This is a genomic window from Bradyrhizobium sp. Arg237L, assembly GCF_029990105.1.
GTDB lineage: Bacteria > Pseudomonadota > Alphaproteobacteria > Rhizobiales > Xanthobacteraceae > Bradyrhizobium.
In genome coordinates, this window is record NZ_JAQMIL010000103.1 from 1 (window position 1) to 24850 (window position 24850).

Here is a 24850-nt window from a genome sequence, read left to right on the forward strand (position 1 = left end):
GGCATTCGCCTGTGCCCTGTAATCCGGGCGGAAAAAATTCTTACCCAGTCTCGAAGCGCAACCCGGGCTACGATCTGTCGTCGGCTTACTTGCCGTGTGACGGCTTGACCGTCGGACGGCGGCGGTCCGTTGCCGGCTGGTAGGCGACGCGGGAGTGGTGCGCGCAATAGGGCAGGCCGGGAAGCGCCTTGCCGCCGCAGAAGAAGAATTCCGGGCTCGAGGGATCGCCGACCGGCCAGTGGCAGGTGGCCTCGTTCAATTCGAGCAGCGACAGCCGCTGGCTCATCGGCACCACATTGTCGTAGGCGATAGGGTCCGCTTCCACCTCCACCTCGAAGGCGTGGGCGAGTGCGGTGTTGCCGCGGGAGACCGGCCGCGCTACGCGCATCATCGGCTGTGCGGGACGCGCCTTGCGCTGCCGCGGCGCGGCTGCAGCAGGACTCTTGGCGCGGCCCGAGAGGCCGAGCCGGTGCACCTTGCCGATCACTGCATTGCGCGTCACGTTGCCGAGTTCCGCTGCGATCTGGCTGGCCGAGAGCCCGGCTTCCCAGAGCTTCTTCAATTGCTCGACGCGTTCGTCGGACCAGGTCAATACCGTCATCGCATCTTTCCCTTCGCGTTGCGCCGGCCGATCCTGGGACAGCGCTGCGATGCCTAATCTCAAAAATCCCTGCGGGCAGAATCCCTTAAGGCTCGCCGGGCACGAAAACCGCACCCGAACGTGTACGCCGCACACAAAGGACTCTAGGGATCAAAACTGCCGCACGAGATGTCGTACCCGACAGGCCAGACGCTACAATATGGCGTGACTCTGGCGCAAGAGTCCGCGCCTATGCGTCCACATGTTCCGACATTTAGGGATTGCAATCGGGCTTTTCCACTACACTGGAAACCCGCGGATTACCCGCTACTTTGCAGCGCAGCCTGGCGGCTTCGTGGCGATTGACAGCACCCGCCGCGCGCATAGAATGCCTTTACGTGCCGCCCTGCAAAGGCGGCACGTTTTGTTTTCGCTGGATGAGCTCCAGCCGCGTGTCTGCATCGCTGCACGCCGCCAGGGCTCATCTGAAAGGCTTGTCTAAAACCCTTCAGTGATCGCCATGACCGACAGCGCCACGTCGCATCTGCTTCCCGTTTTTGCCAGGGCCGATCTCGGCTTCGAACGCGGCGAAGGCTGTTGGCTGATCTCGACCAAAGGCGAGCGTTATCTCGACTTCACCTCCGGCGTCGCGGTGAACGCGCTCGGCCATGCCCATCCGCATCTGGTGAAGGCGCTGCAGGAGCAGGCGACGAAGCTCTGGCACATGTCGAACCTGTTCAAGAGTCCCGACGGCGAGAAGCTTGCCGCGCGGCTGTGCGAGCAGAGTTTTGCGGACTTCGTGTTCTTCTGCAATTCCGGCGCGGAAGCGATGGAAGGCGTGATCAAGCTCGTGCGTCACTATCACTTCTCGAAGGGGCATCCGGAGCGCTACCGCATCATCACCTTCGAAGGCGCCTTCCATGGCCGCACGCTCGCGACGCTGGCCGCGACCGGCGCCGCCAAATATCTCGAGGGCTTCGGCCCGCCGATGGACGGTTTCGACCAGGTGCCGCATGGCGACATCGAAGCGGTGAAACGCGCGATTGGTCCGCAGACGGCAGGCATCCTGATCGAGCCGGTGCAGGGCGAAGGCGGCGTGCGCTCTGCGCCGCCGGCCTTCTTCAAGGCGCTGCGCCAGCTTTGCGACGAGCACGATCTCCTGCTCGCCTTCGATGAGGTGCAGACCGGCATGGGCCGCACCGGCGATCTCTTCGCCTACAAGCGCATCGGGGTCACTCCCGATGTGATGTCGCTGGCCAAGGCGCTCGGCGGCGGCTTTCCGATCGGCGCCTTCCTTGCGACCGCGGAAGCCGCGTCCGGCATGACGCCGGGCTCGCACGGCTCGACCTTCGGCGGCAACCCGCTCGCGGTCGCGGCCGCCAGCGCCGTGCTCGATGTGATGCTGCAGCCCGGCTTCTTCGATCACGTGCAGAAGATGTCGCTCCTGCTCAAGCAGAAGCTCGCCTCCGTGGTCGACCGCTATCCGTCCATTCTCGCGGACGTGCGCGGCGAGGGGCTTCTGATCGGCGTCAAGGCCGTGGTGCCCTCGGGCGACCTCGTCAACGCCCTGCGCGAGCAGAAGCTGCTCACGGTCAGCGCCGGCGATAATGTGGTGCGCTTCCTCGCGCCGCTGATCGTCGGCGAGGCCGAGATCGAGCACGCCATCGGTTGCCTCGAGCGCGCCTGCACCGCGCTCTCAAGTGGACCGTCGAAGAAGGCAGCGGGATGATGAGCAAGGCACCCCGTCACTTCCTCGACATCAACGAAATGTCGCTCAACGAGCTGCGCGCCATGCTCGCCGCCGGCGCCGCCATGAAGGCGAGACTGAAGGCGCATGAGAGGGCTACGAAGCCGCTCGAAGGCAAGACGCTGGCGATGATCTTCGAGCGCCCCTCGACCCGCACGCGGGTGTCGTTCGACGTCGGCATGCGCCAGCTTGGCGGTGAATCGATCATGCTCACCGGTGCCGAGATGCAGCTTGGCCGTGGCGAGACCATCGCCGATACCGCGCGGGTGCTGTCGCGCTATGTCGATGCGATCATGATCCGCATCCTCAACCACGATGCGCTGCTCGAGCTTGCCGCGCATGCGACCGTCCCCGTGATCAACGGGCTGACCCGGCGCTCGCATCCCTGCCAGGTGATGGCCGACCTGATGACGTTCGAGGAGCGTCGCGGTTCGATCGAGGGCAAGATCGTGGCCTGGACCGGTGACGACAACAACGTGCTGGCGTCATGGGCGCATGCCGCCGAGCGTTTCAAGTTCGCCCTCAACATCGCGACGCCGCCGCAGCTCGCGCCGAACAAGGCGATGCGCGACTGGATCAAGGCGACCCAGGCGCCGATCGTGCTCGGCAACGATCCCGAAGCAGCCGTGCGTGGCGCCGACTGCGTCGTCACCGACACCTGGGTGTCGATGGGCGACAAGGACGGCGAGCACCGGCACAATCTGCTCCGGCCCTATCAGGTCAATGCCAAGCTGATGTCGCTGGCGAAGCCCGATGCATTGTTCATGCATTGCCTGCCTGCACATCGCGGCGAGGAAGTCACCGACGAGGTGATCGACGGTCCACAATCGGTGGTGTTCGACGAGGCGGAGAACCGCCTGCATGCGCAGAAGGGCATTCTGGCCTGGTGTTTTGACGCGGTCGCGTAGTCGACCGCAAGAACGGCTGTCGTCCCGGGCTTGACCCGGGACCCATAACCACAGGCCGATCGCGTTCGCTGGAGCGACAGCGAAGCGCAACAACCATCGCTGGTGGTTATGGATCCCTGCTTTTCGCAGGGACGACAAACAAAACGACGAATGTGAACCCCTTTCGTTTCGCCTCTCAAGACCCCAGATAGAGCGCCATGGTTTCACAATCCCCCGACATCAAGATCACGGAAACGCCGACCCGCGCGCCATCGGCCGTGCCGGTCGACGACGCGGTGTTGCCGTTCGAGATCGATGCACTCGATCTGCGTGGGCGGCTGACGCGGCTCGGTCCCACCCTCGACGACATCCTGCACAAGCACGATTATCCGCCTGCCGTCGGCAAATTGCTCGGTGAGGCGATCGTGCTGACGACGCTGCTCGGTTCATCCCTGAAGTTCGATGGCCGTTTCATCCTGCAGACCCGGACCGACGGCCCGGTCTCGTTCCTGATCGTCGATTTCAAGGCGCCCGATCGGCTGCGGGCCTATGCGCGCTACGATGCGACGCGGCTGCACGACGGGCTCGATTCCGGCGCGCTGCTCGGCAAGGGCCATCTCGCGATGACCATCGACCAGGGGCCGGACATGAGCCGCTACCAGGGCCTGGTCGCGCTCCATGGCGGCAGCCTCGAAGACGCAGCCCATGAATATTTCCTGCGCTCGGAGCAGATCCCGACGCGCGTTCGCCTTGCGGTCGGCGAGGAATGGCGCGGCGGCGACGGCGGCAAGGTTCGCTGGCGCGCCGGCGGCATGCTGCTGCAGTTCCTGCCGAAGGCGCCGGAGCGCGCGCGGCAGGCCGATCTGCATCCCGGCGATGCGCCCGAAGGCACCGCCGCCCATGAGGTTCCGGAAGACGATGCCTGGGTCGAGGGGCAGTCGCTGATCGGAACGGTCGAGGACGTCGAACTGCTCGACCCTGATCTGTCGGGCGAGCGGCTGCTATACCGCCTGTTCCACGAACGCGGCGTGCGTGTGTTCGCGCCGCTGCCGCTGCGCGCGCAATGCTCCTGCTCGCGCGAGGCGGTGTCCTCGATGCTGAAAAGCTTTACGGCGAAGGATCGCGCCGACATGGTCAAGGACGGCAAGGTCGTCGTCACCTGCGAGTTCTGCTCGTCGGTCTACGAATTCACGCCGGAAGAAGCGGGCGTGGAGTAGGGCTATCGAACTTAGAATTGTAGGGTGGGCAAAGCGTAGCGTGCCCACCATCGCGAGCGGAATCTGGATGGTGGGCACGGCGCGAAGACGCGCCTTTGCCCACCCTACGATTTCCCCGTGAGGGCACACGCGCTCGTCAATTCAACACTCTCTTCCCGTCCGGGCTGTCGAGCGAAAATGTCGGCACGTCGATCTCGAACCGTTCGCCGCTTTCGCTCACCATCTGGTAGCGCCCGCTCATGATGCCGGAGGCGGTCGGCAGCGGCACGCCGGAGGTGTATTCGAAGCGCTCGCCCGGCGCGAGCACCGGCTGCTCGCCGACCACGCCCTCGCCGCGCACTTCCTGCTGGCGGCCGGTGGCGTCGGTGATGATCCAGTATCGCGTGCGCAGTTGCACCGTCTCGGTGCCGGAATTGGTGATGACGATGGTGTAGGACCAGAAATATTGCCGGTTCTCGATCGACGAACGTTCCGGCAGGAAGTTCGGCTCGACGGTGACTTCGATGTCGCGGGTGACGGCGCGGTACACGTTTCAGTCTCCTCAAATCGCATCATAGCCAATAAGTCCGTCGGAACCAATCGTTGGACCGGCTGACGAAAGTTTGCTCAGCTGGCGTTTTTCATCGCCGTTTGACCATAGTTCCGCTCTAAAGGCGCGAGCATCCGCGTCAATTCCGTATCTTGTCCGCAAGCGGTGGGCGGATATTATCTTTTTCGAGTCGGGGCGGCGCAAAACTTCGCACGGTCATGGTGCCCGATGACGTCGATTGCCGATCCAATTTCCGGAACGCAGCTTGCCGACGCCAAGGATGCGAGCGGAGCGGTCGCCGCCGCGCCCGCGATCACGATGCCCGCGACCTCCGAGCGCGAATTGCGGCTGGATTTGTTCCGCGGGCTCGCGCTGTGGCTGATCTTCATCGACCATTTGCCGACGAACATCCTGACCTGGCTCACGATCCGCAACTACGGCTTCTCCGACGCGACCGAGATCTTCATCTTCATCTCCGGCTACACCGCGGCCTTCGTCTATGGCCGCGCGATGCTTCAGGCCGGCTTTGTGGTGGCGACCGCGCGCATCCTGCGCCGCGTCTGGCAGATCTATGTCGCCCACGTATTCCTGTTCACGATCTTTCTTGCGGAAATCTCCTACGTCGCCACCCGCTTCGAGAACCCGCTCTACACCGAAGAGATGGGGATCATGGATTTCCTCAAGCAGCCCGATGTCACCATCGTGCAGGCGCTGCTGTTGCGCTTCCGTCCCGTCAACATGGACGTGCTGCCGCTCTACATCGTGCTGATGCTGTTCCTGCCCTTGATCCTGTGGCTGATGAAATGGCGGACCGACGTGACGCTGGCCCTCTCGGCCGGCCTCTACGTCCTGACCTGGCATTTCGATCTCTATCTCAGCGCCTATCCGAACGGCGTCTGGGCGTTCAATCCGTTCGCCTGGCAATTATTGTTCGTGTTCGGCGCCTGGTGCGCGCTCGGCGGCGCAAGAAGGATGTCGCGTATCCTGGCCTCCCCGATCACGCTCTGGATCTGCATCGCCTATCTGTTCGCGGCGTTCCTGGTCACGCTGTCCTGGTATCTGCCGCAGCTCGGCCACATCGTGCCGCGCCGCATCGAGCAGTGGATGTACCCGATCAACAAGACCGATCTGGACGTATTGCGCTTTGCCCATTTCCTGGCGCTGGCGGCCATTACCGTCCGCGTCCTGCCCCGGGATTGGCCGGGCCTGAAATCCCCGTGGCTGCGACCTTTGATCCTCTGCGGCCAGCACTCCCTTGAGATATTCTGCCTTGGCGTGTTCCTGGCATTTGCCGGGCACTTCATCTTGGCCGAGGTGTCCGGCAGCGCCGGGATGCACTTCCTGGTCAGCGTCACTGGGATTGTCATCATGTGCGCCATGGCGTGGGTGATTTCGTGGTACAAACACTCCGCCGACAAAGGCGCCGCGCGATACAAGAGCGCCGGCGGCAATGCCGACCTGGCGGGAGGGGCGGTATGAAGTCCGGCTTATGGACTGTGCTGGGCCTGACATTGCTGGCCGGTTCTCTGTCCGCGGCCCCGGCACGCGCCGGCGATCCCGAGCAGATTTGCGACGTCCCGGCCAATCTGCTGTCCACCGAAAGCTCGTTGTCCAAGGTGGCCGAGGCGGTGAGGAGCGGCCAGCCCCTGAACGTGCTCGTGGTCGGCAGCCGTTCCTCCACCATTCCCTCCTTCGAGGCCAGCGCCTACCCGGCAAAGTTGCAGGCGGCGCTCAAGGAAAGCCTGCCCAGCACCACCGTTAACCTGTCCGTGGAAGCACAGTCCGCCAAGACCGCGGAGGATATGGCGGCCGGCTTTGTTAAGCTGGTGGAAGCAAAACGGCCTACTTTAGTGGTCTGGCAGACGGGAACCGTCGATGCTATCCGGTCGATCGATCCTGACGATTTTCGTAATGCCCTCGATGCGGGGATTACTGCGTTGCAACAGGCGGGAACCAATGTGGTCCTGGTCAATCTTCAGTACAGCCCCCGCACCGAAAGCATGATTTCCGGCTCACCATACCTAGATAATATGCGGGTGTCGGCGCAAGAACATGATGTCCCGCTGTTTGATCGTTTCGCCATCATGCATCACTGGAACGATGCCGGTGATTTCGACCTGTTCAGCTCCGCCCACGGCGTGGAACTGGCCAAGCGGGTGCATGCCTGTCTCGGCCGCGCGCTGTCGAAATTCGTGATCGACGCGGCCCACCTCGGACCGGCGCAGCAGAACTAAAGGGAACCAGCGTTAATGAGGACCTACCGCCCTTTTTGTCGAAGCGCATGGCTGGTCGCAGCCGCCGCCGTCGCGGCAGCCGTGCTCGCGACCTCGCCGCTGCGCGCGCAAGTTGCGCAAGGCGACCAGCATGCGACGCTTTCTGAGGGCGCGAAATCCCACCCCTCATCCGACAAATCGGGACCATCCACGCCGGCCATCCTGTCCGGTGCCACCGAGGCCGATGCCGCCAAGAAGGGCATCGCCGGCAAGGCGATCGACAAGGTGAAGGAGGTCGCGAAGTCGGCCAGCGACATCTTCCGCCGTGTGCCCTGCCTGCCGCCGAAGGGCGTGTCGAAGACGATGGGCTCGCTGCCCCACGTCGCGAGCAAGCTTGCCGCGGGCCAGCCGGTTACCATCATCGCCTTCGGCTCCTCCTCGACCCAGGGCTATGGCTCGTCGGCGCCGGAATTCACCTATCCGAACCGGCTCGCGGCGCAACTGCACCGCCAATATCCCGGCGCCGACATCCGTGTCGTCAACCGCGGCAGGGGCGGCGAAGACGCGCCCGAAATGATGCGGCGCCTGCAGACCGAGGTGATCGATGCGCATCCGGACCTCGTGATCTGGCAGGTCGGCACCAATGCGGTATTGCGCGACCTCGACCCGAGCGAGACCGAAAAGATGGTCGAGGATGGCGTGGCGCGCATCCAGACGGCCGGCGCGGACGTCGTGCTGGTCGATCCCCAATACTCGCCGCGCGTCACCGAGCGCGCCGCCAGCGCCAACAAGATGATCCGGCTGCTCAACCACATCGCCGAGCTCCGCCATGTCAGCATCTTCCCGCGCTTTGAGGTGATGCGTGAATGGCACGAGAAGCAGTCGATCCCGATCGACAGCTTCGTGATCGCCGACGGCCTGCACATGAATGATTGGGGCTATGCCTGCTTCGCCCAGTTGCTCGGCGACGACATCATCAGGTCGGTCGGCCAGATCAAGCTCGGCGTCAACGTGCCGGCGGATGTGCGGACGTACAGGCCGATGTAAGCTGAAAGCGAATGGCGAGTGGTGAATAGCGAATGGGGCTTGACCCTACTCGCTACTCCCTATTCGCCATTCGCCTTGGATCACACCGTCTCCAGCGCCTCGACAAAATCCTCGATCAGATCGTCGGCGTGCTCGAGGCCCGCGGAGAAGCGGATGAAGCCTTCGCTGATGCCTAGCTCGGCGCGCGCGTCCGGCCCCAGGCGCTGATGCGTCGTGGTGGCGGGATGGGTGACGAGGCTCTTGGCATCGCCGAGATTGTTGGAGATGCGCGAGATCTTGAGCCCGTTGAGGCAGCGGAACGCGCCGGCCTTGCCGCCTTTGACCTCGAACCCGATCAGGGTCGATCCCGACCGCATCTGCTTCTTCACGGTGGCTGCCTGCGGATGATCGGCGCGGCCGGGATAGATCAGCCGCGTGATCTTCGGATGGCTTGCGAGCACGTCTGCGATCTTCGCGGCCGTCTCGGTCTGCGCGCGGACGCGCACAGCGAGCGTCTCCAGCCCCTTCAGCAGCACCCATGCATTGAACGGCGACATCGACGGCCCGGTCTGGCGCAGGAAGTTATGGATGTGCTCGGTGATGAAAGCCTCGGAGGAAAGGATGATGCCGCCGAGGCACCGCCCCTGGCCGTCGATATGCTTGGTCGCAGAATAGACCACGACGTCGGCGCCGAGCGACAGCGGGCTCTGCCAGATCGGGGTCGCGAACACATTGTCGACGATCAGTCGTGCGCCGCCCTGATGCGCGATTTCCGCGATGGCGCCGATGTCGAGCACGTCGAGCGTCGGGTTGGTCGGGCTCTCCAGGAAGCAGGTCTTGGTGTTCGGCCGGATCGCCTTTTTCCATTGGTCGAGGTCGAGCCCGTCGACCAGCGTCGATTGGATGCCGTAGCGCGGCAAGAGATCCTCCACCACGTAGCGGCACGAGCCGAACATCGCCTTGGAGGCCACCACGTGATCGCCGGCCTTCAGCGGCGCGAGGATCGCGGTCGTCACCGCCGCCATGCCGGTCGCGGTCGCGCGCGCAGCTTCCGCGCCTTCGAGCTCGATCATGCGGCGCTCGAACATGGACACGTCGGGGTTGGAGAACCGCGAATAGAGGAAGCCGGGATCCTCGCCCTTGAACCGCGCCTCGCATTCCTCGGCGGTCGCGTAGACGAACCCTTGGGTCAGGAATATTGCCTCGGACGTCTCGCCGAATTGTGAGCGTAGCGTGCCGGAATGAACCAGCCGGGTTTCGGGGCGGTAGCGGGCGGATGATTTGGACTCGGACATAGGACCTCCAACGTGACCATCCTTTCGAAAATGGTCACAAAAAAACCGGCCTAAAGGGCCGGGATCGCTGAGGTCCCCGGCCTGTTTAGCGACTTATTTAACGTGGCTGCAAGCCGGCCGGCTCAAATCACCACGGGATAAGTCATGCTGATATTCGTTCCCGCTCTTTCCGTCAAGGCGGGCATCGGCTAACCGGTAAAATCCATTTTTTGGGCCTTTTGTGGCTCTAAGCCGTCTTGAGGGACCGCGTCCGTGTCGTTCGTGCTGCAAGACGATGCCAATGGGATCCTGCCCGACCGCATGATCGCGGCGATGGCGGATGCAGGTCTGATCCTGCCGGTCTATCCCTTTGTCGAGAGCCAGATCCAGCCCGCGAGCCTCGACCTTCGCCTCGGCGACATTGCCTATCGCGTGCGCGCGAGCTTTCTCCCCGGTCCCGGCGCCACCGTTGCCGAGCGCATCGATGAGTTGAAGCTGCACGAGATCGATCTCGCCGACGACGCGGTGCTGGAGACCAATTGCGTCTACATCGTGCCGCTCTTGGAGAGCCTCGCGCTGCCGCCGGAGATCATCGCGGCCGCGAACCCCAAGAGCTCGACCGGACGGCTCGACGTCTTCACCCGCGTGATCGCCGATGGCACGCGTCGTTTCGACGTGATCGGTGCCGGCTATCACGGCCCGCTCTATGCCGAGATCAGCCCCAAGACGTTTCCGATCCTGGTGCGCGAGGGCTCGCGGCTGTCGCAGGTGCGCTTCCGCACCGGCGATGCCATCCTCAGCGCCGACGAACTCGACGCGCTGCACAACGCTGAACGCCTGGTCGATATCGACGATGCCGATCTCACCGATGGCGTCGCGGTTTCGGTCGATCTCTCGGGCGAGAATTCCGGCGGCTTCGTCGGCTATCGCGCCAAACGCCATACCGGCGTGGTCGACGTCGATCGCCGCGGCGGTTATCCGGTCGATGATTTCTGGGAGCCGATCCGCGCGCGCCCCGACGGCAGCCTGATCCTCGATCCCGGCGAGTTCTATATCCTCGCCTCGAAGGAAGCCGTGCAGGTGCCGCCGGACTACGCCGCCGAGATGGTGCCGTTCGATCCTTTGGTCGGCGAATTCCGCGTGCATTATGCCGGCTTCTTCGATCCCGGCTTCGGCTATGCCGGCGCCGGCGGGCAGGGCGCGCGCGCCGTGCTGGAAGTGCGCTCGCGCGAGGTGCCGTTCATCCTCGAGCATGGCCAGATCGTCGGCCGCCTCGTCTATGAGAAGATGCTCGCCCGGCCCGATGCGATGTACGGCCAGCGCATCGGCTCGAACTACCAGGCCCAGGGCCTGAAGCTCTCCAAGCATTTCAGGGTGTGATCAAGCGCACTCACCTGGAGCGCGCTGCGAGGACCATGACAAAGGCCGGGGCGCTACGCCCCGGCCAGCATGGTGCACGAAGTCCAGCCGTTCACGCGTTGGCGCCGCCGTCGATGGTGAACTCCGCGCCATTGATCGAGCGCGCCTCCGGCCCAGCTACGAATGCGACCAGCGCTGCGACGTCGTCCGCCTTGCCGTAGCGGGGGATCGCCATCCGCGCCAGCTGGAAGGCCGCCTGCTCGCCTTCAGCGGGATTCATGTCGGTGTCGGTCGAGCCTGGATGAACGATGTTGACGGTGATGCCGCGGCTGCCGAGATCGCGCGCCAGGCCCTTTGTCCAGGCGATCAGCGCCGATTTGCTCATCGAGTACAGGCTCAGGCCGGGACCCGGCACCTGGGTCGCGAGATTGCTGCCGATCGAGATGATGCGGCCGCCTTCGCCCATATGCGCTGCCGCGGCCTGCGATCCGACCACCACCGCCCGGACGTTGACCGCGAGCGTCGCATCGATGTCGTCGAGGCTGAGTTCGTCGATCGGCCCGCCCCTGAAGATGCCGGCATTGTTGACAAGAATATCGAGGCCGCCGAGCGCCTCGACCGCTTGATCCACGGCCGCCTTGACCGCGGCGGCATCGGCGCTGTCGGCCTTGATCGCGAATCCGCGCCGGCCCAATCGCTCGATCTCGGCGACCACCGCCTGCGCCTTCTCGGCCGAACGTTCATAAGTGATCGCAACGTTCGCGCCATCGGCGGCGAGCCGCCTTGCGATTGCGGCGCCAATCCCGCGGCTCGCGCCCGTTACCAACGCCCGCTTTCCCTGCAATGTGCTCATGATCCACCTCCATTTATATGTCGATCGATACATAAATAGCCCGTTGCGCCGGGTCGTCAAGCGTATTAATTTAGTGAACGACACAGAAATCGGATGGACGGATGGTCGAACGAGGTCGCCCCAGGGGCTTCGACAAGGATGCCGCGCTCGCGCGCGCGATCGAGGTGTTTTGGGTCAAGGGCTATGAAGGGGCCTCGATGACCGATCTCACCACCGCGATGGGGATCGCTTCGCCAAGCCTGTATGCGGCCTTCGGCTGCAAGGAAGAACTGTTCCGGCAAGCGCTGCAATTGTACAGCGCGACCGAGGGGCCCGAGATCTGGGCTGGCATGGCCCGCGCGTCGACCGCCTATGAGGCGGTGGAAAGCTATCTCATGCAGACGGCGAGGGCGTTCACGCGTCGGAACCGGCCGACGGGGTGCCTGGTGGTGCTATCGGCGCTGCATGCGACCGAGCAGTCCGAAACGGTGCGGCGGGAGCTGATCGCGATGCGTACGAAAAACGTCGAGGATCTGCGGCAGCGCCTGCAGGAGGGCGTGGCATCCGGCGAGATATCGGCGAGCGCCGATCTCGCGGCGATCGCCCGATACTACGTCACCGTGCAACAGGGCATGTCGATCCAGGCGCGCGACGGCGCGACGCGGCGAGACCTTGAACGCGTTGCGCGCGCGGCGCTCGCCGCATGGAAGCCCCTGACCGGCGCGCCCGGCTAATTCGCCGGCCAATCGTCCCGGGGCGCTGCGAGCTACTTCGCGAGCAGCTCGGTCAGGTCGGTCGAACTCGAACAGCGCAGCTCATCGATTTGCCGGGCCAGCAGCAACGCGCTCGCCCTCAGCGCTTCCAGCTTTGAAGCCTCGGGATGCTGTTTTTCGAGTTCCGTGATACGATCATTAAATCCGGCCAGCTCATGCTGGAGCCGCGCGATCTCTGCCGTGGCGTCGGTGGACACCACCGGCGCAGATAGTCTGGTCGCCCGCATAACCATCTCCCCAAGTATGGTCGAGGCTTCGTGGACCGAATTCGTGGCGAGACCGAGAAGCCATTTGGGCGAGGATGCGACTGCCGCGGGCAATGTTTGCGTTCGCGTGCAGCAAAGCCACAGTAGGAACTCTGGCTGGTCAGAGCGTTTTCGAGCGAAGCGGACATCGGTTCGCGTGAAGAAAACGCGCCAAAACAAGAATCTAGAGCCTCGGTTCTGATTCAATCAGAACCGAAAATGCTCTAAGGTCGATCCGAGCGCTATTTCGCGGCCGAACGCGCCGCCGGCGTCACGCGCCAGACCGTGTTGCCGACGTCATCGGCCACGAGCAGCGCCCCGTCCTTGGCCATACGTACACCGACGGGACGGCCCTGTGCCTCGCCCTTGTCGTTGAGGAAGCCAGTCAGGATATCCCGCGGCGGCCCAGCGGGCTTGCCATTCGCGAACGGCACGAAGATCACCTTGTAGCCGGAGCGCGGCTTGCGATTCCACGAGCCGTGCTGGGCAATGAAGGCGCCGCCGGCCATGTCCTGCGGAAAAAGATTCCCAGTGTTGAATGTGAGCCCGAGCGAAGCGGTATGCGCGCCGAGTGCATAGTCCGGCACGATCGCCTTCGCGACCAGGTCCGGCCGCTGCGGATCGACGCGGCTGTCGACATGCTGGCCGAAATAGCTGTAGGGCCAGCCGTAGAAGCCGCCATCCTTCACCGAGGTCATGTAGTCGGGCACGAGATCGTTACCGAGCTCGTCGCGCTCGTTGACCGTGACCCAGAGCTCGCCCGTCTGCGGATTCCATGATGGCCCGTTCGGGTTGCGCAGACCGGAAGCGAAAACGCGCCACCGGCCGTTTCCGCGGTCGACCTCCAGCACCGCGGCGCGATTGGTCTCGGCGTCAATGCCGTTCTCGCCGACATTGCTGTTGGAGCCGACGGTCGCATAGAGCTTGCTGCCGTCGGGACTCGCGGTCAGGTCCTTGGTCCAGTGATGATTGATGGTGCCCGCAGGCAGGTCGGTGAGCTTCACGCCGGCTGCGTCGATCTTGGTATCTCCCTCGTGATAGGGGAAGCGCATGATCGCATCGGAGTCGGCGACGTAGAAATCATTGCCGACCAGCACCATGCCGAATGGTGAATTCAGGTTTTTCAGGAAAATGCTGCGGGTCTCGGCGATACCATCGCCATCGGCATCGCGCAGCAGCGTGATGCGGTTGGCGCTCGGCACGCCGGCGCCAGCCCAAGTCTGCGCCTGCTTGTAGATGAAGCCTTTGATGCCCTTGCTGTCGTCTGGCTTCGGCGGCGCGTTGCTTTCGGCCACCAGCACATCGCCGTTCGGCAGTACATAGACCGTGCGTGGATGATCGAGTCCGGTCGCGAACGCGTTGACGGCCATTCCGTTGGCGGCGGCCGGCTTGGTGCCGGCAGGCCACGGATTCGGCGTGGCGATATCGACGGTGGGGATCAGCGAATGTTCGGGCGGCGGCAGCGCCGGCGCGGCCCCGTAGCTCTGCGCGACGGTTTTGGTGTCCTCCGGGTCATTGCAGGCGGAAAGCGACAGCGCCAATGCGCCGATCGATATTGCCAACAGCAGATTCTTGCGCATGTTGGGTTCCCTGAAATGTGGCACGAGGACAATGCGGCGCGGACACGAATGTTCGTATCTTTCCGCGCGAATTTCGTGTGACGCAACGCGGCTAAGCTCGCGGCAACCCCAAGTGGAGCGAGCGTGACCGCAGGCATGCTGGCCGGCCTTTTCGAGGGGCCGGTGACGGGCTCCCGGCGGCCACATTCCGCTGCTTCCAAGCCCGCGGCCAGTGGCAGAGCGCCATTCGTCCGGGCGATCGGCCAATCGCGCAGGGGCCCCCTGCGCCGGGCGCACGTGGAATTGATCGCGGCCGTGGTAGGGAAGCACCCGCGCCGCGGCATTCAGACCGCGGGCGTCGGAGTGGAAATGCCCGATATTGCGGTTGCCGAAATACCTGTCGACGAGGAAGAGCGCCCGCTGCCGCCGCCGGTGACGGCGCCGGCCCGCAACCGCCTGCTGGACGGGCCGATCCTGCGCACGCTGCTGTGGCTTGCCTGGCCCAACGTGATCGCGCTCTCGGCCGGCACCTGCGTGGTGATCGCGGAGACCTCCTATATCGGCCGGCTCGGCGTGGAATCGCTGGCCGCGATGGCGCTGGTGTTTCCCTGCGTGATCCTGACCATGACCATGTCGGGCGGCGCCATGGGCGGCGGGGTGGCCTCCGCGATCGCGCGGGCGCTCGGCGCCGGCGAGACCGAGCGTGCCTCCACGCTTGCGGCGCATGCGCTTCTGATCGGCATCACCTTCGGGCTCGTCTTCATGCTGGGCATGCTGATCTTCGGCCCGCATCTGTTGGAATTGCTCGGCGGCCGCGGCAACGTGCTGGCGCAGGCGATCGCCTACAGCCAGATCTTCTTCGGCGGCGCCGTGCTGCCGTGGCTGATGAACACCATGGCGGGCGTATTGCGCGGCACCGGCAACATGAAACTGCCGTCGACCATGATCCTGTCTTCCGCGATCTGGCAGATCATTTTGGGCGGCACACTGGGCCTCGGGCTCGGGCCTATCCCGCAATTCGGCATGCGCGGCGTCGCGGCGGGCTCGCTGATCGCCTATTCGATCAGTATTGCCGTGATGGGCTGGTACCTGTTTTCCGGCCGCGCCCGCGTCGTGCCGAAGCTCAGGGGATTGCGCGTGCAATGGGCGATGTTCATCGATATCCTAAGGGTCGGCGCCATCGCCTGCTTCTCGCCGCTGCAGTCGGTTCTGACCATCAGCATCTTCACCCACATGCTGGCGAATTTCGGCACCGCGATCCTGGCCGGCTATGGCATCGGCGCGCGGCTCGAATTCATGCTGACGTCGCTCGCGTTCGCGACCGGCATCGCCTCAGTGCCGATGATCGGCATGGCCGTCGGCGCCGACCGCATCGCGCGGGCGCGGCGGATCGCCTGGACCGCGGGCACGGTGTCGTTCGTCTCGGTCGGTACGATCGGCACCTTCCTCGCCATCTTCCCCGACCTGTGGGTCAACATCTTCACCGATGATCCCGCCGTGCGCCTGGCCAGCCATCAATATCTGTCGACGGCGGCGCCGATGTACGCTTTCATCGGGCTGGCGATGTCGATGTTTTTTTCCTCGCAAGGCGCGGCGAAGGTGCTGGGCCCGGTGCTGGCGCAGACCGCGCGCCTCGCCTTCATCGCTGCCGGCGGCTGGTGGCTGTCGACGCATGAGGCGACCGCGCAGAACTTCTTCATGCTCGCAGCCGCCTCGATGGTCGTGCTCGGCGTGCTCTCATGCGCAAGCGTGGTGCTGACGCGCTGGGGGCCGAAGCGCGCACCGATTGCGAAGGTAAGTCCCGCGCTGTCCTGACGCCTATCGTCGTCGCGCCCTCTGTGAGAAAGATCACGGAGCGGGCACCCGGTGCGCCGTGAACTCCACGTTGAGACGCCATGTCGCGCCGTGGTCGCCGGAGACTTCGCCGCGCCAGAGAAAGGAATTTGGCGTGATCTCAGAAAAGCTCCAGCGTGCCAGCCGTCCGTCCGGCCGCGTGCCCAACTGCACGATATCGGCGCCCTCGGCGCGGCCGATCATCTGCAGGAAGGTGCGCGTCACCGGATCGGTCCACTGTATCAGCCAGGCGTCGAGCTCTCCATCGTAGACCCTGAGCGTGGTGCCGTAGGAATTGGCGTTGGCATCGGCCTCGCGCAACTCGCCGCGCGGCGGCACGATCCAGACATCCTGGATCGCGCGGCCTTCGAGTGCCCAGCCGAAGTGCCACTCGCCCTTTCGCTCTCGCCTGGTGCCGTCCTCGGCGATGTGGGTGACATCGAGATCCCAGGACCCGACGAAGCGGCCGTAGAGATCCATCTTGCCGGCGCGGTCGGCTGCAGCACCGTCCGCGCCGAGCGCTTCGAGGAACGGGTTCATCACGCCGCTTCCCGCCCGAGCTTGTTCTGCATTGCGCTCACGCCGAGATGCATCTGGGAGGAGATGTAGGGCGCGATCTCGTTCGGCAGCACATCGGCGATCCACGTCACGCGGCTGCGGCAGTCGCCGTCGGCGAACACCTGGATGGATGCGCTGTGCTGCTTCAGCCGCTCGCTGACGATGGCATAGACCAGCCGCCGCCGTGCATCGTCGCAATCGACCAGCAATTCACGCGCCACCGTGCCGTTGGAGAAGGTGACGATACGCGCGTCGCCGTCGAGCTTGGTGTCGAGCACGAAGCCCGGTACCAGGCGTGTATGCAGCGCGCCGAAATCGCGTAAGGCATCCCAGACCTGATCAGGATGCGCGTCGATGATGAATTCCTTGTGGATGGAAGCCATGGGGTGATTCCTTTTTTTGCATGTGGAATCGTCATTGCGAGGAGCGAAGCGATGAAGCAATCCATGCTTCCGCAAGCGGCGAAATGGATTGCTTCGCTCCGCTCGCAATGACGGCGGCGATGACGGTGTTGCTCACGTGCACACCGCCTCGATATTGTTGCCGTCGGGGTCGATCAGGAACGCCGCGTAATAGGTCGGGCTGTAATCCTTGCGATGGCCGGCTGCGCCGTTGTCGCGGCCACCGGCTTTCAATCCTTCGCTGTGGAATGTCTTGATCGCGTCGTGGTCCGGCGCGCGGAATGCGACATGGGCGCCGCCATTGCTCTTGCCCTTGTGCAGATGCAGCCACAGCGCCGGCTCGCCCTTCGGGCCGAAACCGGCGCCACTGTCATCGCGCGAGCACAGGACATAGCCGAGCGGAGCCAGCGCCGCGGTATAGAAACGCACGCTGGCGTCGAGATCGCCGACGTGCAGTCCGATATGGTCATACATGATTGTTCTCCAGTGCTAGGGCGCGCCTGACGACGCGCGGGACTGGAGGAGGTTAGCTAGTGCAGCGCCAGCCGTTCTTGGAAAATCTTGCGGTCGCCGCGCGACGCTTTTCGGAACGCATGCGGTGAGACGCCGGCGGCGCGGTGGAACGTGCGCACGAAATTGGAGAGATCGCCGAAACCGACGTCGTAGGCGATCTCGGTGATCGGGCTGTCGTCGTCGGCCAGTCGCCGCGCCGCGTGGCGCAGCCGCGAGCGCACGAGATATTGATGCGGCGTCACGCCGAGGACTTCCGAGAACAGCCTGAGGAAATGGAACGTGCTGATGCCGGCCTGATCCGCCGCATCATCCAGCCCGATATCCCGCTGTGAATGTGCATCGATCCACAGCGCCGCCTCGACCGCGCGGCGGCGATCGCGTAAGGCGGCCGTCACCGGCCTCGCCGCGCGTCCCGAGACCATCTCGATGAAACGGCTGGCCAGGAGATGGCCGGCCTCGTCGAGGCCGATGTCGCTGTTGCCATCTGCTGCCGTTTGCGCAAGCTCGCCCAGCACCATCAATTCCGGCAGCGGCGGCACCGATCCGATCTGCCAGACCGCGCGGCTGTCGCCGATCGCCTGCACCAGCTCCGGATGCAGGTAGAACGACAGGCATTGGTCGCCGCCGACATGGTCATGGGTGCAGGTATATTCGTCGCCGGGATGGCCGACCAGGATCGCGCCGGTCACCAGCTCATGGAAACGGCCGCGGCAATGGCAGCCGAAGCTGCCCTTGCAGACGTAGGAAATCGAATGCGCATCATATTGTTCGGCAAACGGTTTCTCGCCGGGCACCGCGGTGCAGCGGAACTCGTTCACGGCAATGCGCTCACGTTGCAACAGCGGCCTTCGGATCATGCCTTAAGACTTAGCGATCTGCCCGCGGCGGCGCAACGCCCCAAGCAGCACATCCGGAATCCTGACGTTTTCCGTTAAGGAGAACGCGAGAGGCGACTTGGCGAAAGCCTCGGTCTCGGCTAATCAGGAGCGGCAACGCGATCCGCGGGCGTAGTTCAATGGTAGAACGGCAGCTTCCCAAGCTGCATACGAGGGTTCGATTCCCTTCGCCCGCTCCAACCCTTTGCGTCACCCGACGTCGAATTTGACGCCTTGCGCCAACGGCAGTTCGCGCGAATAGTTGATGGTGTTGGTCGCCCGTCTCATGTAGCCGCGCCACGCGTCGGATCCGGATTCGCGGCCGCCGCCGGTTTCCTTTTCGCCGCCGAACGCGCCGCCGATTTCGGCGCCTGATGGGCCGATATTGACGTTGGCGATGCCGCAATCCGAGCCGACCGCGGAGATGAAGGTCTCGGCCTCGCGGATGTCGATCGTGAAGATCGATGATGCGAGCCCCTGAGGCACTGCATTGTGGCTGGCGATCGCCTCGGCAAGATCGTGGTAGCGCATCACGTACAGGATCGGCGCAAACGTCTCGCGCGGCACTGGCCCCGTTTGGGACGGCATCTCGACCAAAGCGGGGGCGACGTAATAGGCGCCAGAGGATTGATGGTCCACGCGGGTCCCGCCATGCACCTTGCCGCCGAGCGAGGTGGCTTCATCCAGCGCGCGGCCCATCGCCTCGAAGGCGGCCGCATCGATCAGCGGGCCGACCAAAGTGAGCGGCTCGCGCGGGTCGCCGATCGTCACGGAACGATAGACGCGGCTGAGCCTCGAGACGAAATCATCGGCGATATCTTCGTGCACGAACAGGCGGCGCAGCGAGGTGCAGCGCTGTCCGGCGGTACCCATCGCGGAAAACGCGATGCTGCGCAAGGCGAGATCCTGATCGGCGGACGGCGTGACGATCGCGGCGTTGTTGCCGCCGAGCTCGAGAATGGCGCGGCCAAAGCGCGCGGCGACGCGCGGGCCCACCTGCTTGCCCATCCGCGTCGATCCGGTGGCCGACAGGATGGCGAGGTCGGGATGATCGACCATAATCTCGCCGACCGTGCGGTCGCCCTGCACGAGTTCGGCCAGCCCCTGCGGCGCGTCACCGAAACGTGCAAGCGCGCGTTCGACGATCGCCTGCACCGCGCGCGCAGTCAGCGGCGTTTTCTCCGAAGGCTTCCACACCACAGCGTTGCCGCACACCAGCGCAAGCGCTGCATTCCAGCACCACACGGCAACCGGAAAGTTGAACGCCGTGATGATGCCGCACACGCCGGCCGGATGCCAGGTCTCCATCATCCGATGACCGGGGCGTTCGGATGCGATCGTCAATCCATAAAGCTGGCGCGACAGGCCGACGGCGAAGTCGCAGATGTCGATCATCTCCTGCACCTCTCCGAGCCCTTCGGAGAGAATCTTGCCAGCCTCGATCGTCACCAGCCGCCCGAGCAGTTCTTTCGAGCTGCGCAATTCCTCGCCGAGCAGGCGGACCAGTTCGCCCCGGCGCGGGGCGGGGACGGTTCGCCATGTCAGGAACGCAGTCCGCGCGCGAGCAATCGCTGCGCGCGTGTCGTCGTCGCTTCCGGGCTTGAGACGCCCGATGATCTGGCCGTCGATCGGCGAGCGGGCGATCAGACTGCCGTCGGCGACGAAGGCCGGCAGAGCCCCGAGCTTCGTCAGGAGATCGATGGCTTCGTTGGCAACAGTGGAGCTTGGCGTGGAGGTGCTCATGGCGGATGTCCTCGGATCAGCGGTCGCGCATGAAGCGCGCGCTCGATTTGCTATAGCGTTTTCGAGCGAAGTGGACACCGGTTCGCGTGAAGAAAACGCGTCAAAACAAGAATCTAGAGCTTCGGTTCTGATTCAATCAGAACCGAAAATGCTCTAGCAAGTCCCGCAAGCACTCGTCCGCGTCAAGTCCACCCGCCGCCACGCGAAGAATCTTCGCGCGGCGGCGCTCAGTGCCGGGTGTTATGGCCGTGCTTCCAGGATCAGGTTGAACGGCGTTTCGGTGGCGCGCCGGAACCGGGTGAAGCCGGCCTCGCGGGCAATCTCGCGAAGCCTGGCCTCGCCGGCCTGTGCGCCCAAGGCGAGCCCGACCTCCTGGTCCAGCGAGGCCGGCGTGCAGACCATGGTCGAAGCCGCATAGTAGACCCGCCCGATCGGATTGAGATTGTCCTCCAGCCGGTCGTTGGCGAAGGGCTCGACCAGCATGCAGGTGCCGTCCTTGGCCATGGTGCTGCGGGTATGCTTGAGCGCGCCGACCGGGTCGCCCATGTCGTGCAGGCAGTCGAAGAAGCACACGAGATCGTAGCCGTTTGCCGGAAAAGTCTTCGCGGTGTGCGTCTCGAAGGTCATGCGATCGGACAGTCCCGCATCCCGCGTCAGCTCGCGCGCGGCCTGGATCGAGCCCTCGTGATAGTCGAACCCGAAGAATTTGGATTTCGGGAACGCCTCCGCCATCAGCCGGGTCGATATGCCGTGGCCGCAACCGACATCGGCCACCTTCGCGCCCCGCTTCAGCTTGTCGACGACGCCCTCCAGCGCGGGCAGCCATTCCTGCACCAGATGATGCTTGTAGCCGGTGCGGAAGAAGCGTGCCGTTCCGCAGAACAGGCATTCGCTGCGCTTGTTCCAGCCGACGCCCTTGCCGGTCTTGAATGCATCGGAGATCTTCGATTCATCAAGAAATGTCGCCTCGACGAGGTTGCCGACCGCGCCCAGGAAAACCGGGCTTTCCTCGTCCGCCAGCGCCATGGCCTGTTCCGGCAGCATCGAGAACTTTCCGGATTTGGTGTCATATTCGACGTAGCCCGAGGCCGCTTGCGCCGACAACCACTCGCGCACATAGCGCTCCGCGGTGCCTGTCGCTTTCGCCAGCTCTGCGGAGTTCATCGGTCCCTTCTCGGCCAACGCCTTGTAGAGGCCGAGCCTGTCGCCGATCAGCATCAGCGACGCGTTCATCGCGGCGCCGATGTCACCAATCATCTTGCCCATGAAAGAGTTCAGGCGGTCATTATCAACTTCCATGATATGCCTCCATCGAAATTGTCTTTCGCCAAAATGTCACGTCGACGCTGCGGAAGCGGACCTTGCAGGACGCAAGACCGCTCCATCGCAGCGCCTGGCCGATGGTAAGGCCGTTTCGGGGTGGGGAGCGAGGCGTTACGTCTCACGACAGCGAGATCGCCGTCACAAGCGCGCGAGCGGTAACGCAAACTTGCTCCGCTCTCTTCTCTCATCACTGCAGTGCATGGCAGCGAGGCTGACGGATGTTGCGTCGGCAACACCGCCATGCACCGCGTCGTATCACGCGCCCTGCGGCACCTGGTCGAGGAAGCCGGTGATGCTCTTGATCCGGCCGTCCTTCAGCACCGCGAAGTCCGTGCCCTTGATCGGGCTGTCGGTGCCATCAGGACCGAGGCCCCAGGAAAAGCGGAGATGGTCGCCGAAACCGTTGGGTTCGCCGATCAGTTTGAACTTGAACGCCGGAAATTTTTCCTGGACGCCTGATATCAGCGCATCGACGCCTTCGTGGCCGTCGCCGCTCATCAGCGGATCGACATAGCGTGCGTCGGCGGTCCAGTTCTCGGCCAGCATCTCGCGGCGCCGGCTCGGCGTGCGCTCGTTCCACAGTTCGATATAGCGGCTTGCGATGGTGTTGTGGTCGGTCATCTTGCTCTCCTTCGCGTATCGCCGAATGGATCGGCTGCTGCGAACTATCGGATGTTGGCGTGAGCTAATCGATTACCTCCGAGGTTATCGCCTGCTGCTTGGAAATCTGCGGTGGTGCGCGAAACCGGATCACGTGCCAGTCGTTGGTTTCGCGCTGGAGCAGTTCGAACAAAACTCTTCGAGTTCTAGATTCCGGGTCTCTGGATCCAGTGATCGCCGACCTTCGCATAGGATCGCTTCACCGCCGCCGAGGCGGTCCGGTGTGCGATGTCCTCTTGCCTGATGTCGCCCGCTTGGGCCGGCGCCGCAATTCCTTGTGCGGGTGCGTTCCTCGCCGAAATGGAGCTAATATAGCAGTCCTGCGTTTCGTTGGTGCTTGATCGAGGTCAAACCTTCCGCCGATGCCTGTCCGACCATGGCGCCGGCGAGCAAAGGGGAGTGAGCTTGAGCGAGAAGAACAGACCACCGGAAGAGAAGCCGAGCGCCGACACTGATTGGGCGGTGCAGACGCTGCTATGGCCAATGGCGGCCACGCGATTGGCGCTGGAGGCCTATCTGCATTGGTTCGCTGATCGCGAGCCCACGCCGTCCGAGCCGGAGAGCGAACCGCCGCTGTCCTGGACCACGCCGAACGTGATCGCGCTGCAGCTCGCCTCGATGCGGCTGCGGGATTTTTCGCGCAAGGCGACGGGCCAGCCGCTTCTGATCTGCGCTCCATTTTCGCTGCACGAGGCCTTGGTCGCCGATTTCGCACCTGGCCATAGCCTGGTGCAGGCGCTGCTGCAGGGCGGCATGGATCGCATCTATGTCACCGACTGGTGCTCGGCGACATCAGAGATGCGCTATTTGTCGATCGACAGCTATCTCGCCGATCTCAACGTGGCGGTCGATGACATCGGCGCACCGGTCGATCTCATCGGCTTGTGCCAGGGCGGGTGGCTGTCGCTGGTCTATGCCGCCCGTTTTCCACACAAGGTGCGACGGCTCGTGCTCGCCGGTGCGCCGGTCGACGTCTCCGTGCCCTCAGATCTGTCGCGGATGGTGGCAAGTATGCCAAAGCAAGCGTTCGACGAGTTGGTGCACCAGGGAGAGGGCATCATAAGCGGCAAGCATACGCTTCGCTTCTGGAGCATGCCGCTTACCCTCCATGACGTCGAAGCGACCTTGCAGCGGGATGTCGGCGATGGATCGGAGCAGGGCGCGGCCCTGCTGGCGCGCTTCGAGCGCTGGGATCGCAAGCTGCTGGATTTGCCGGGAACCTTTTATCTCGAGGCGACCAACTGGATCTTCCGCGAGAACCGGATCGCCGCGGGACGCTTCATCGCGCTCGGCCGCAAGATCGATCTCGCCGAGGTCACGGTGCCGGTCTTCGTGCTGGCAGCAGAGAAGGACATTGTCGTGCCGCTTGAGCAGGCGCTCGCCACGGTGCGCCTGCTCGGGACGCCGCCGCAATGGCTGGAGCAGTCCTCCGAGCCGTGCGGTCACCTCGGTCTTTTCATGGGGCGCGAGAGCTTGAGCCAGTCGTGGCGTCGGATCATCCACTGGCTCCAGGCCGGTGGTAACGATGTTGCGGAGCCAAGGCCCAGGATCAGGGCGTGAGACGAAAGCCTTCAGCGGGATGCCGCGCTATCTCAACTCGGCCACGGTGAGTGGGCGCGTCGCATTGGACACGGCAATATGCTGAACGGTGGGCTGCCGGCGCGAAGCTTCAGTTTGGTCGCTGCTTCGGCCGTGAACCGCCAGCAGCATGATCGCGACCGCGGCGGCAACACCAAGCGCAATGATCTTGCGATGGGTGCCACGATCCGCGCTGATCAATGAATGGTTCATGGCACATCTCGGTCAATTCTATCCTGGTCAGGCGTTCAGGCGTTCAGGCGGTTCAGCGCGGCGCGGTTCCGCAATTCGATCCGGCGCGAGGTCGCCAGCGCGATGGCGCCGGACTGCTCCAACTGGGTGAAGGTGCGTGACACGGTCTCGATGGTGAGGCCGAGGTAATCGGCAATGTCCTGGCGCGACATCGCAAGTTCGATCGATGTCGTGCTGGCGGTGCGGCGGGCGATATCGAGCAGGAATCCCGCGACCCGCTCCTCGGCGGTCTTGATCAGGAGCAGCATGTGATTGCGGAAGCGCTGCAGTTCGCGCGTGGTGGCATCCCAAAGCTGCTGCGCCAGATCCTTCTCGCGCTCGGCACGCAGCATCACCGCGCTGCGCTTGACGATCAGGACCTGCGCCCCGTTCACAGCCTCGGCGGAAGACGAGTGCGTTTCGGCCGCCTCAAAGCCGAAGATGTCGCCCGGCAGATAAAACCCACCGATCTGGCGCCGGCCGTCCTCCAGCATCTTGTAGGTGCGGATAGTGCCTGACACCACCTGATAGAGATATTCGGCCTCGTCATCTTCGCCGTAGATCTCGGCATTGCGTGCGTATTGAAAGGGCGTGCCCATCAGCGCAAGCGGACCCTGCATGGCCGGGTTTCCGAGACGGTGCGGCGTGCTCGCTGCCTGGCGGAGGACGGGGCGGGAAGCGTCGGTGTGCATGGCGGGCTCCTTCAAATCATCTGATGGAGCCAGAATGCCCGCTTGCACCGCGTCTGAAAATTCGGAGCCCTTCCCTAAGGAAGATTACGGAGGGTAGGTCTCCCGAGATGTCGTAGCCCGGGTGGAGCGCACAGGCTGGGCAAGAATTTCGCGGATTTCGGGAAGTTGAGGTACGATTCGCGGATGGTGAATCGTCTTTACA

General features: G+C 64.0%; 25 protein-coding genes, 1 tRNA gene, 1 pseudogene and 1 riboswitch. Of the genes and pseudogenes, 11 read left to right on the plus strand and 16 right to left on the minus strand.

The genetic code is table 11. From position 1 onward, the window contains the following. Positions 1–85: 85 nt before the first annotated feature. Entirely contained in the window at positions 86–601 is a 516-nt protein-coding gene (locus OZ411_RS39355; protein WP_282532248.1) for a GcrA family cell cycle regulator, read from the minus strand. A gap of 499 nt (positions 602–1100) precedes the next feature. Here OZ411_RS39355 and OZ411_RS39360 point away from each other — a divergent pair, with 499 nt between their 5' ends. The 3 genes from OZ411_RS39360 to OZ411_RS39370 all read left to right on the plus strand — a co-directional run bounded on the left by OZ411_RS39360 (position 1101) and on the right by OZ411_RS39370 (position 4431). Then, the gene (locus OZ411_RS39360; protein ID WP_282532249.1) at positions 1101–2309 is read left to right on the plus strand and encodes an aspartate aminotransferase family protein; all 1209 of its coding nucleotides are present in this window, start codon (positions 1101–1103) and stop codon (positions 2307–2309) included. Continuing rightward, complete coding sequence (gene argF / locus OZ411_RS39365; protein WP_130583026.1) at positions 2309–3235, plus strand: ornithine carbamoyltransferase; 927 nt, start codon at positions 2309–2311, stop codon at positions 3233–3235. Before OZ411_RS39360 ends, argF begins: the two co-directional genes overlap by 1 nt. Positions 3236–3432: 197 nt before the next feature. After that, positions 3433–4431, plus strand: a complete 999-nt coding sequence (locus tag OZ411_RS39370) for an Hsp33 family molecular chaperone (protein ID WP_282532250.1) — start codon at positions 3433–3435, stop codon at positions 4429–4431. A gap of 136 nt (positions 4432–4567) precedes the next feature. Here OZ411_RS39370 and apaG read toward each other — a convergent pair whose 3' ends face one another. Then, the gene (gene apaG / locus OZ411_RS39375; RefSeq protein WP_282532251.1) at positions 4568–4960 is read right to left on the minus strand and encodes a Co2+/Mg2+ efflux protein ApaG; all 393 of its coding nucleotides are present in this window, start codon (positions 4958–4960) and stop codon (positions 4568–4570) included. 228 nt (positions 4961–5188) lie between these two features. Here apaG and OZ411_RS39380 point away from each other — a divergent pair, with 228 nt between their 5' ends. Genes OZ411_RS39380 through OZ411_RS39390 form a run of 3 tightly spaced genes read left to right on the plus strand, consistent with a single transcriptional unit; the run spans position 5189 to position 8220 of the window. Continuing rightward, entirely contained in the window at positions 5189–6439 is a 1251-nt protein-coding gene (locus OZ411_RS39380) for an OpgC domain-containing protein (protein ID WP_130577641.1), read from the plus strand. Beyond that, positions 6436–7194, plus strand: a complete 759-nt coding sequence (locus tag OZ411_RS39385; protein WP_282532252.1) for a GDSL-type esterase/lipase family protein — start codon at positions 6436–6438, stop codon at positions 7192–7194. Before OZ411_RS39380 ends, OZ411_RS39385 begins: the two co-directional genes overlap by 4 nt. A gap of 15 nt (positions 7195–7209) precedes the next feature. After that, positions 7210–8220, plus strand: a complete 1011-nt coding sequence (locus OZ411_RS39390; protein WP_282532253.1) for an SGNH/GDSL hydrolase family protein — start codon at positions 7210–7212, stop codon at positions 8218–8220. Between the two features lie 80 nt (positions 8221–8300). On the opposite strand, the gene OZ411_RS39395 is transcribed toward OZ411_RS39390, so the two are convergent. Further along, complete coding sequence (locus OZ411_RS39395) at positions 8301–9494, minus strand: O-succinylhomoserine sulfhydrylase (RefSeq protein WP_130577644.1); 1194 nt, start codon at positions 9492–9494, stop codon at positions 8301–8303. Positions 9495–9558: 64 nt separating this feature from the next. Then, positions 9559–9638, minus strand: a riboswitch (SAM riboswitch). A gap of 108 nt (positions 9639–9746) precedes the next feature. Between OZ411_RS39395 and OZ411_RS39400 the strand changes: the two genes are divergently transcribed. Further along, complete coding sequence (locus OZ411_RS39400) at positions 9747–10853, plus strand: 2'-deoxycytidine 5'-triphosphate deaminase (RefSeq protein ID WP_282532254.1); 1107 nt, start codon at positions 9747–9749, stop codon at positions 10851–10853. 91 nt (positions 10854–10944) lie between these two features. Here OZ411_RS39400 and OZ411_RS39405 read toward each other — a convergent pair whose 3' ends face one another. Beyond that, positions 10945–11685 (minus strand): SDR family NAD(P)-dependent oxidoreductase, encoded by a 741-nt coding sequence (locus tag OZ411_RS39405; RefSeq protein WP_282532255.1) that lies wholly within the window; start codon positions 11683–11685, stop codon positions 10945–10947. A 101-nt stretch (positions 11686–11786) separates the two neighbouring features. Between OZ411_RS39405 and OZ411_RS39410 the strand changes: the two genes are divergently transcribed. Continuing rightward, positions 11787–12398 (plus strand): TetR/AcrR family transcriptional regulator, encoded by a 612-nt coding sequence (locus OZ411_RS39410; RefSeq protein ID WP_282532256.1) that lies wholly within the window; start codon positions 11787–11789, stop codon positions 12396–12398. Positions 12399–12430: 32 nt separating this feature from the next. Here OZ411_RS39410 and OZ411_RS39415 read toward each other — a convergent pair whose 3' ends face one another. Further along, positions 12431–12664 (minus strand): hypothetical protein, encoded by a 234-nt coding sequence (locus tag OZ411_RS39415; RefSeq protein WP_282532257.1) that lies wholly within the window; start codon positions 12662–12664, stop codon positions 12431–12433. Between the two features lie 260 nt (positions 12665–12924). Continuing rightward, a complete protein-coding gene (locus OZ411_RS39420) occupies positions 12925–14262 on the minus strand; it encodes a sorbosone dehydrogenase family protein (protein ID WP_282532258.1) in 1338 nt (445 codons plus the stop codon). 348 nt (positions 14263–14610) lie between these two features. Here OZ411_RS39420 and OZ411_RS39425 point away from each other — a divergent pair, with 348 nt between their 5' ends. Further along, positions 14611–16056, plus strand: coding sequence for an MATE family efflux transporter (locus OZ411_RS39425; RefSeq protein WP_282532259.1), 1446 nt, complete (start codon positions 14611–14613; stop codon positions 16054–16056). Positions 16057–16089: 33 nt separating this feature from the next. Here the strand turns inward: OZ411_RS39425 and OZ411_RS39430 are convergent, their stop codons facing one another. From OZ411_RS39430 to OZ411_RS39445, 4 genes are all read right to left on the minus strand, one after another. Continuing rightward, positions 16090–16614: a hypothetical protein gene (locus tag OZ411_RS39430; protein WP_282532260.1), complete on the minus strand. Its 525-nt coding sequence runs from the start codon at positions 16612–16614 to the stop codon at positions 16090–16092. Then, positions 16614–17015 carry an SRPBCC family protein gene (locus tag OZ411_RS39435; protein WP_282532261.1) on the minus strand — a complete coding sequence of 134 codons (402 nt, stop codon included), beginning with the start codon at positions 17013–17015 and terminating at the stop codon, positions 16614–16616. The genes OZ411_RS39430 and OZ411_RS39435 overlap by 1 nt, the downstream gene beginning before the upstream one ends. Before the next feature lie 132 nt (positions 17016–17147). Continuing rightward, a complete protein-coding gene (locus OZ411_RS39440; protein WP_282532262.1) occupies positions 17148–17507 on the minus strand; it encodes a VOC family protein in 360 nt (119 codons plus the stop codon). 56 nt (positions 17508–17563) lie between these two features. Further along, positions 17564–18403 (minus strand): AraC family transcriptional regulator, encoded by an 840-nt coding sequence (locus OZ411_RS39445; protein ID WP_282532263.1) that lies wholly within the window; start codon positions 18401–18403, stop codon positions 17564–17566. A 144-nt stretch (positions 18404–18547) separates the two neighbouring features. Between OZ411_RS39445 and OZ411_RS39450 the strand changes: the two genes are divergently transcribed. Further along, positions 18548–18621, plus strand: a tRNA-Gly gene (locus OZ411_RS39450). Positions 18622–18631: 10 nt separating this feature from the next. Here the strand turns inward: OZ411_RS39450 and OZ411_RS39455 are convergent. The 4 genes and pseudogenes from OZ411_RS39455 to OZ411_RS43460 form a co-directional block, all read right to left on the minus strand. After that, positions 18632–20074: pseudogene (locus tag OZ411_RS39455) on the minus strand (aldehyde dehydrogenase family protein); the annotation flags it as partial. Between the two features lie 330 nt (positions 20075–20404). Next, entirely contained in the window at positions 20405–21463 is a 1059-nt protein-coding gene (locus OZ411_RS39460) for a class I SAM-dependent methyltransferase (protein ID WP_282532265.1), read from the minus strand. Between the two features lie 279 nt (positions 21464–21742). Further along, entirely contained in the window at positions 21743–22108 is a 366-nt protein-coding gene (locus OZ411_RS39465; protein ID WP_282532266.1) for a nuclear transport factor 2 family protein, read from the minus strand. 185 nt (positions 22109–22293) lie between these two features. Next, entirely contained in the window at positions 22294–22458 is a 165-nt protein-coding gene (locus OZ411_RS43460; protein ID WP_349017073.1) for a ChaB family protein, read from the minus strand. Between the two features lie 94 nt (positions 22459–22552). Here OZ411_RS43460 and OZ411_RS39475 point away from each other — a divergent pair, with 94 nt between their 5' ends. Then, complete coding sequence (locus tag OZ411_RS39475; RefSeq protein ID WP_282532267.1) at positions 22553–23707, plus strand: alpha/beta fold hydrolase; 1155 nt, start codon at positions 22553–22555, stop codon at positions 23705–23707. Positions 23708–23734: 27 nt separating this feature from the next. On the opposite strand, the gene OZ411_RS39480 is transcribed toward OZ411_RS39475, so the two are convergent. Both OZ411_RS39480 and OZ411_RS39485 read right to left on the minus strand, forming a co-directional pair. Beyond that, positions 23735–23938 (minus strand): hypothetical protein, encoded by a 204-nt coding sequence (locus OZ411_RS39480; RefSeq protein ID WP_282532268.1) that lies wholly within the window; start codon positions 23936–23938, stop codon positions 23735–23737. Between the two features lie 35 nt (positions 23939–23973). Next, complete coding sequence (locus OZ411_RS39485) at positions 23974–24648, minus strand: helix-turn-helix domain-containing protein (RefSeq protein ID WP_282532269.1); 675 nt, start codon at positions 24646–24648, stop codon at positions 23974–23976. Between the last annotated feature and the right edge of the window lie 202 nt (positions 24649–24850).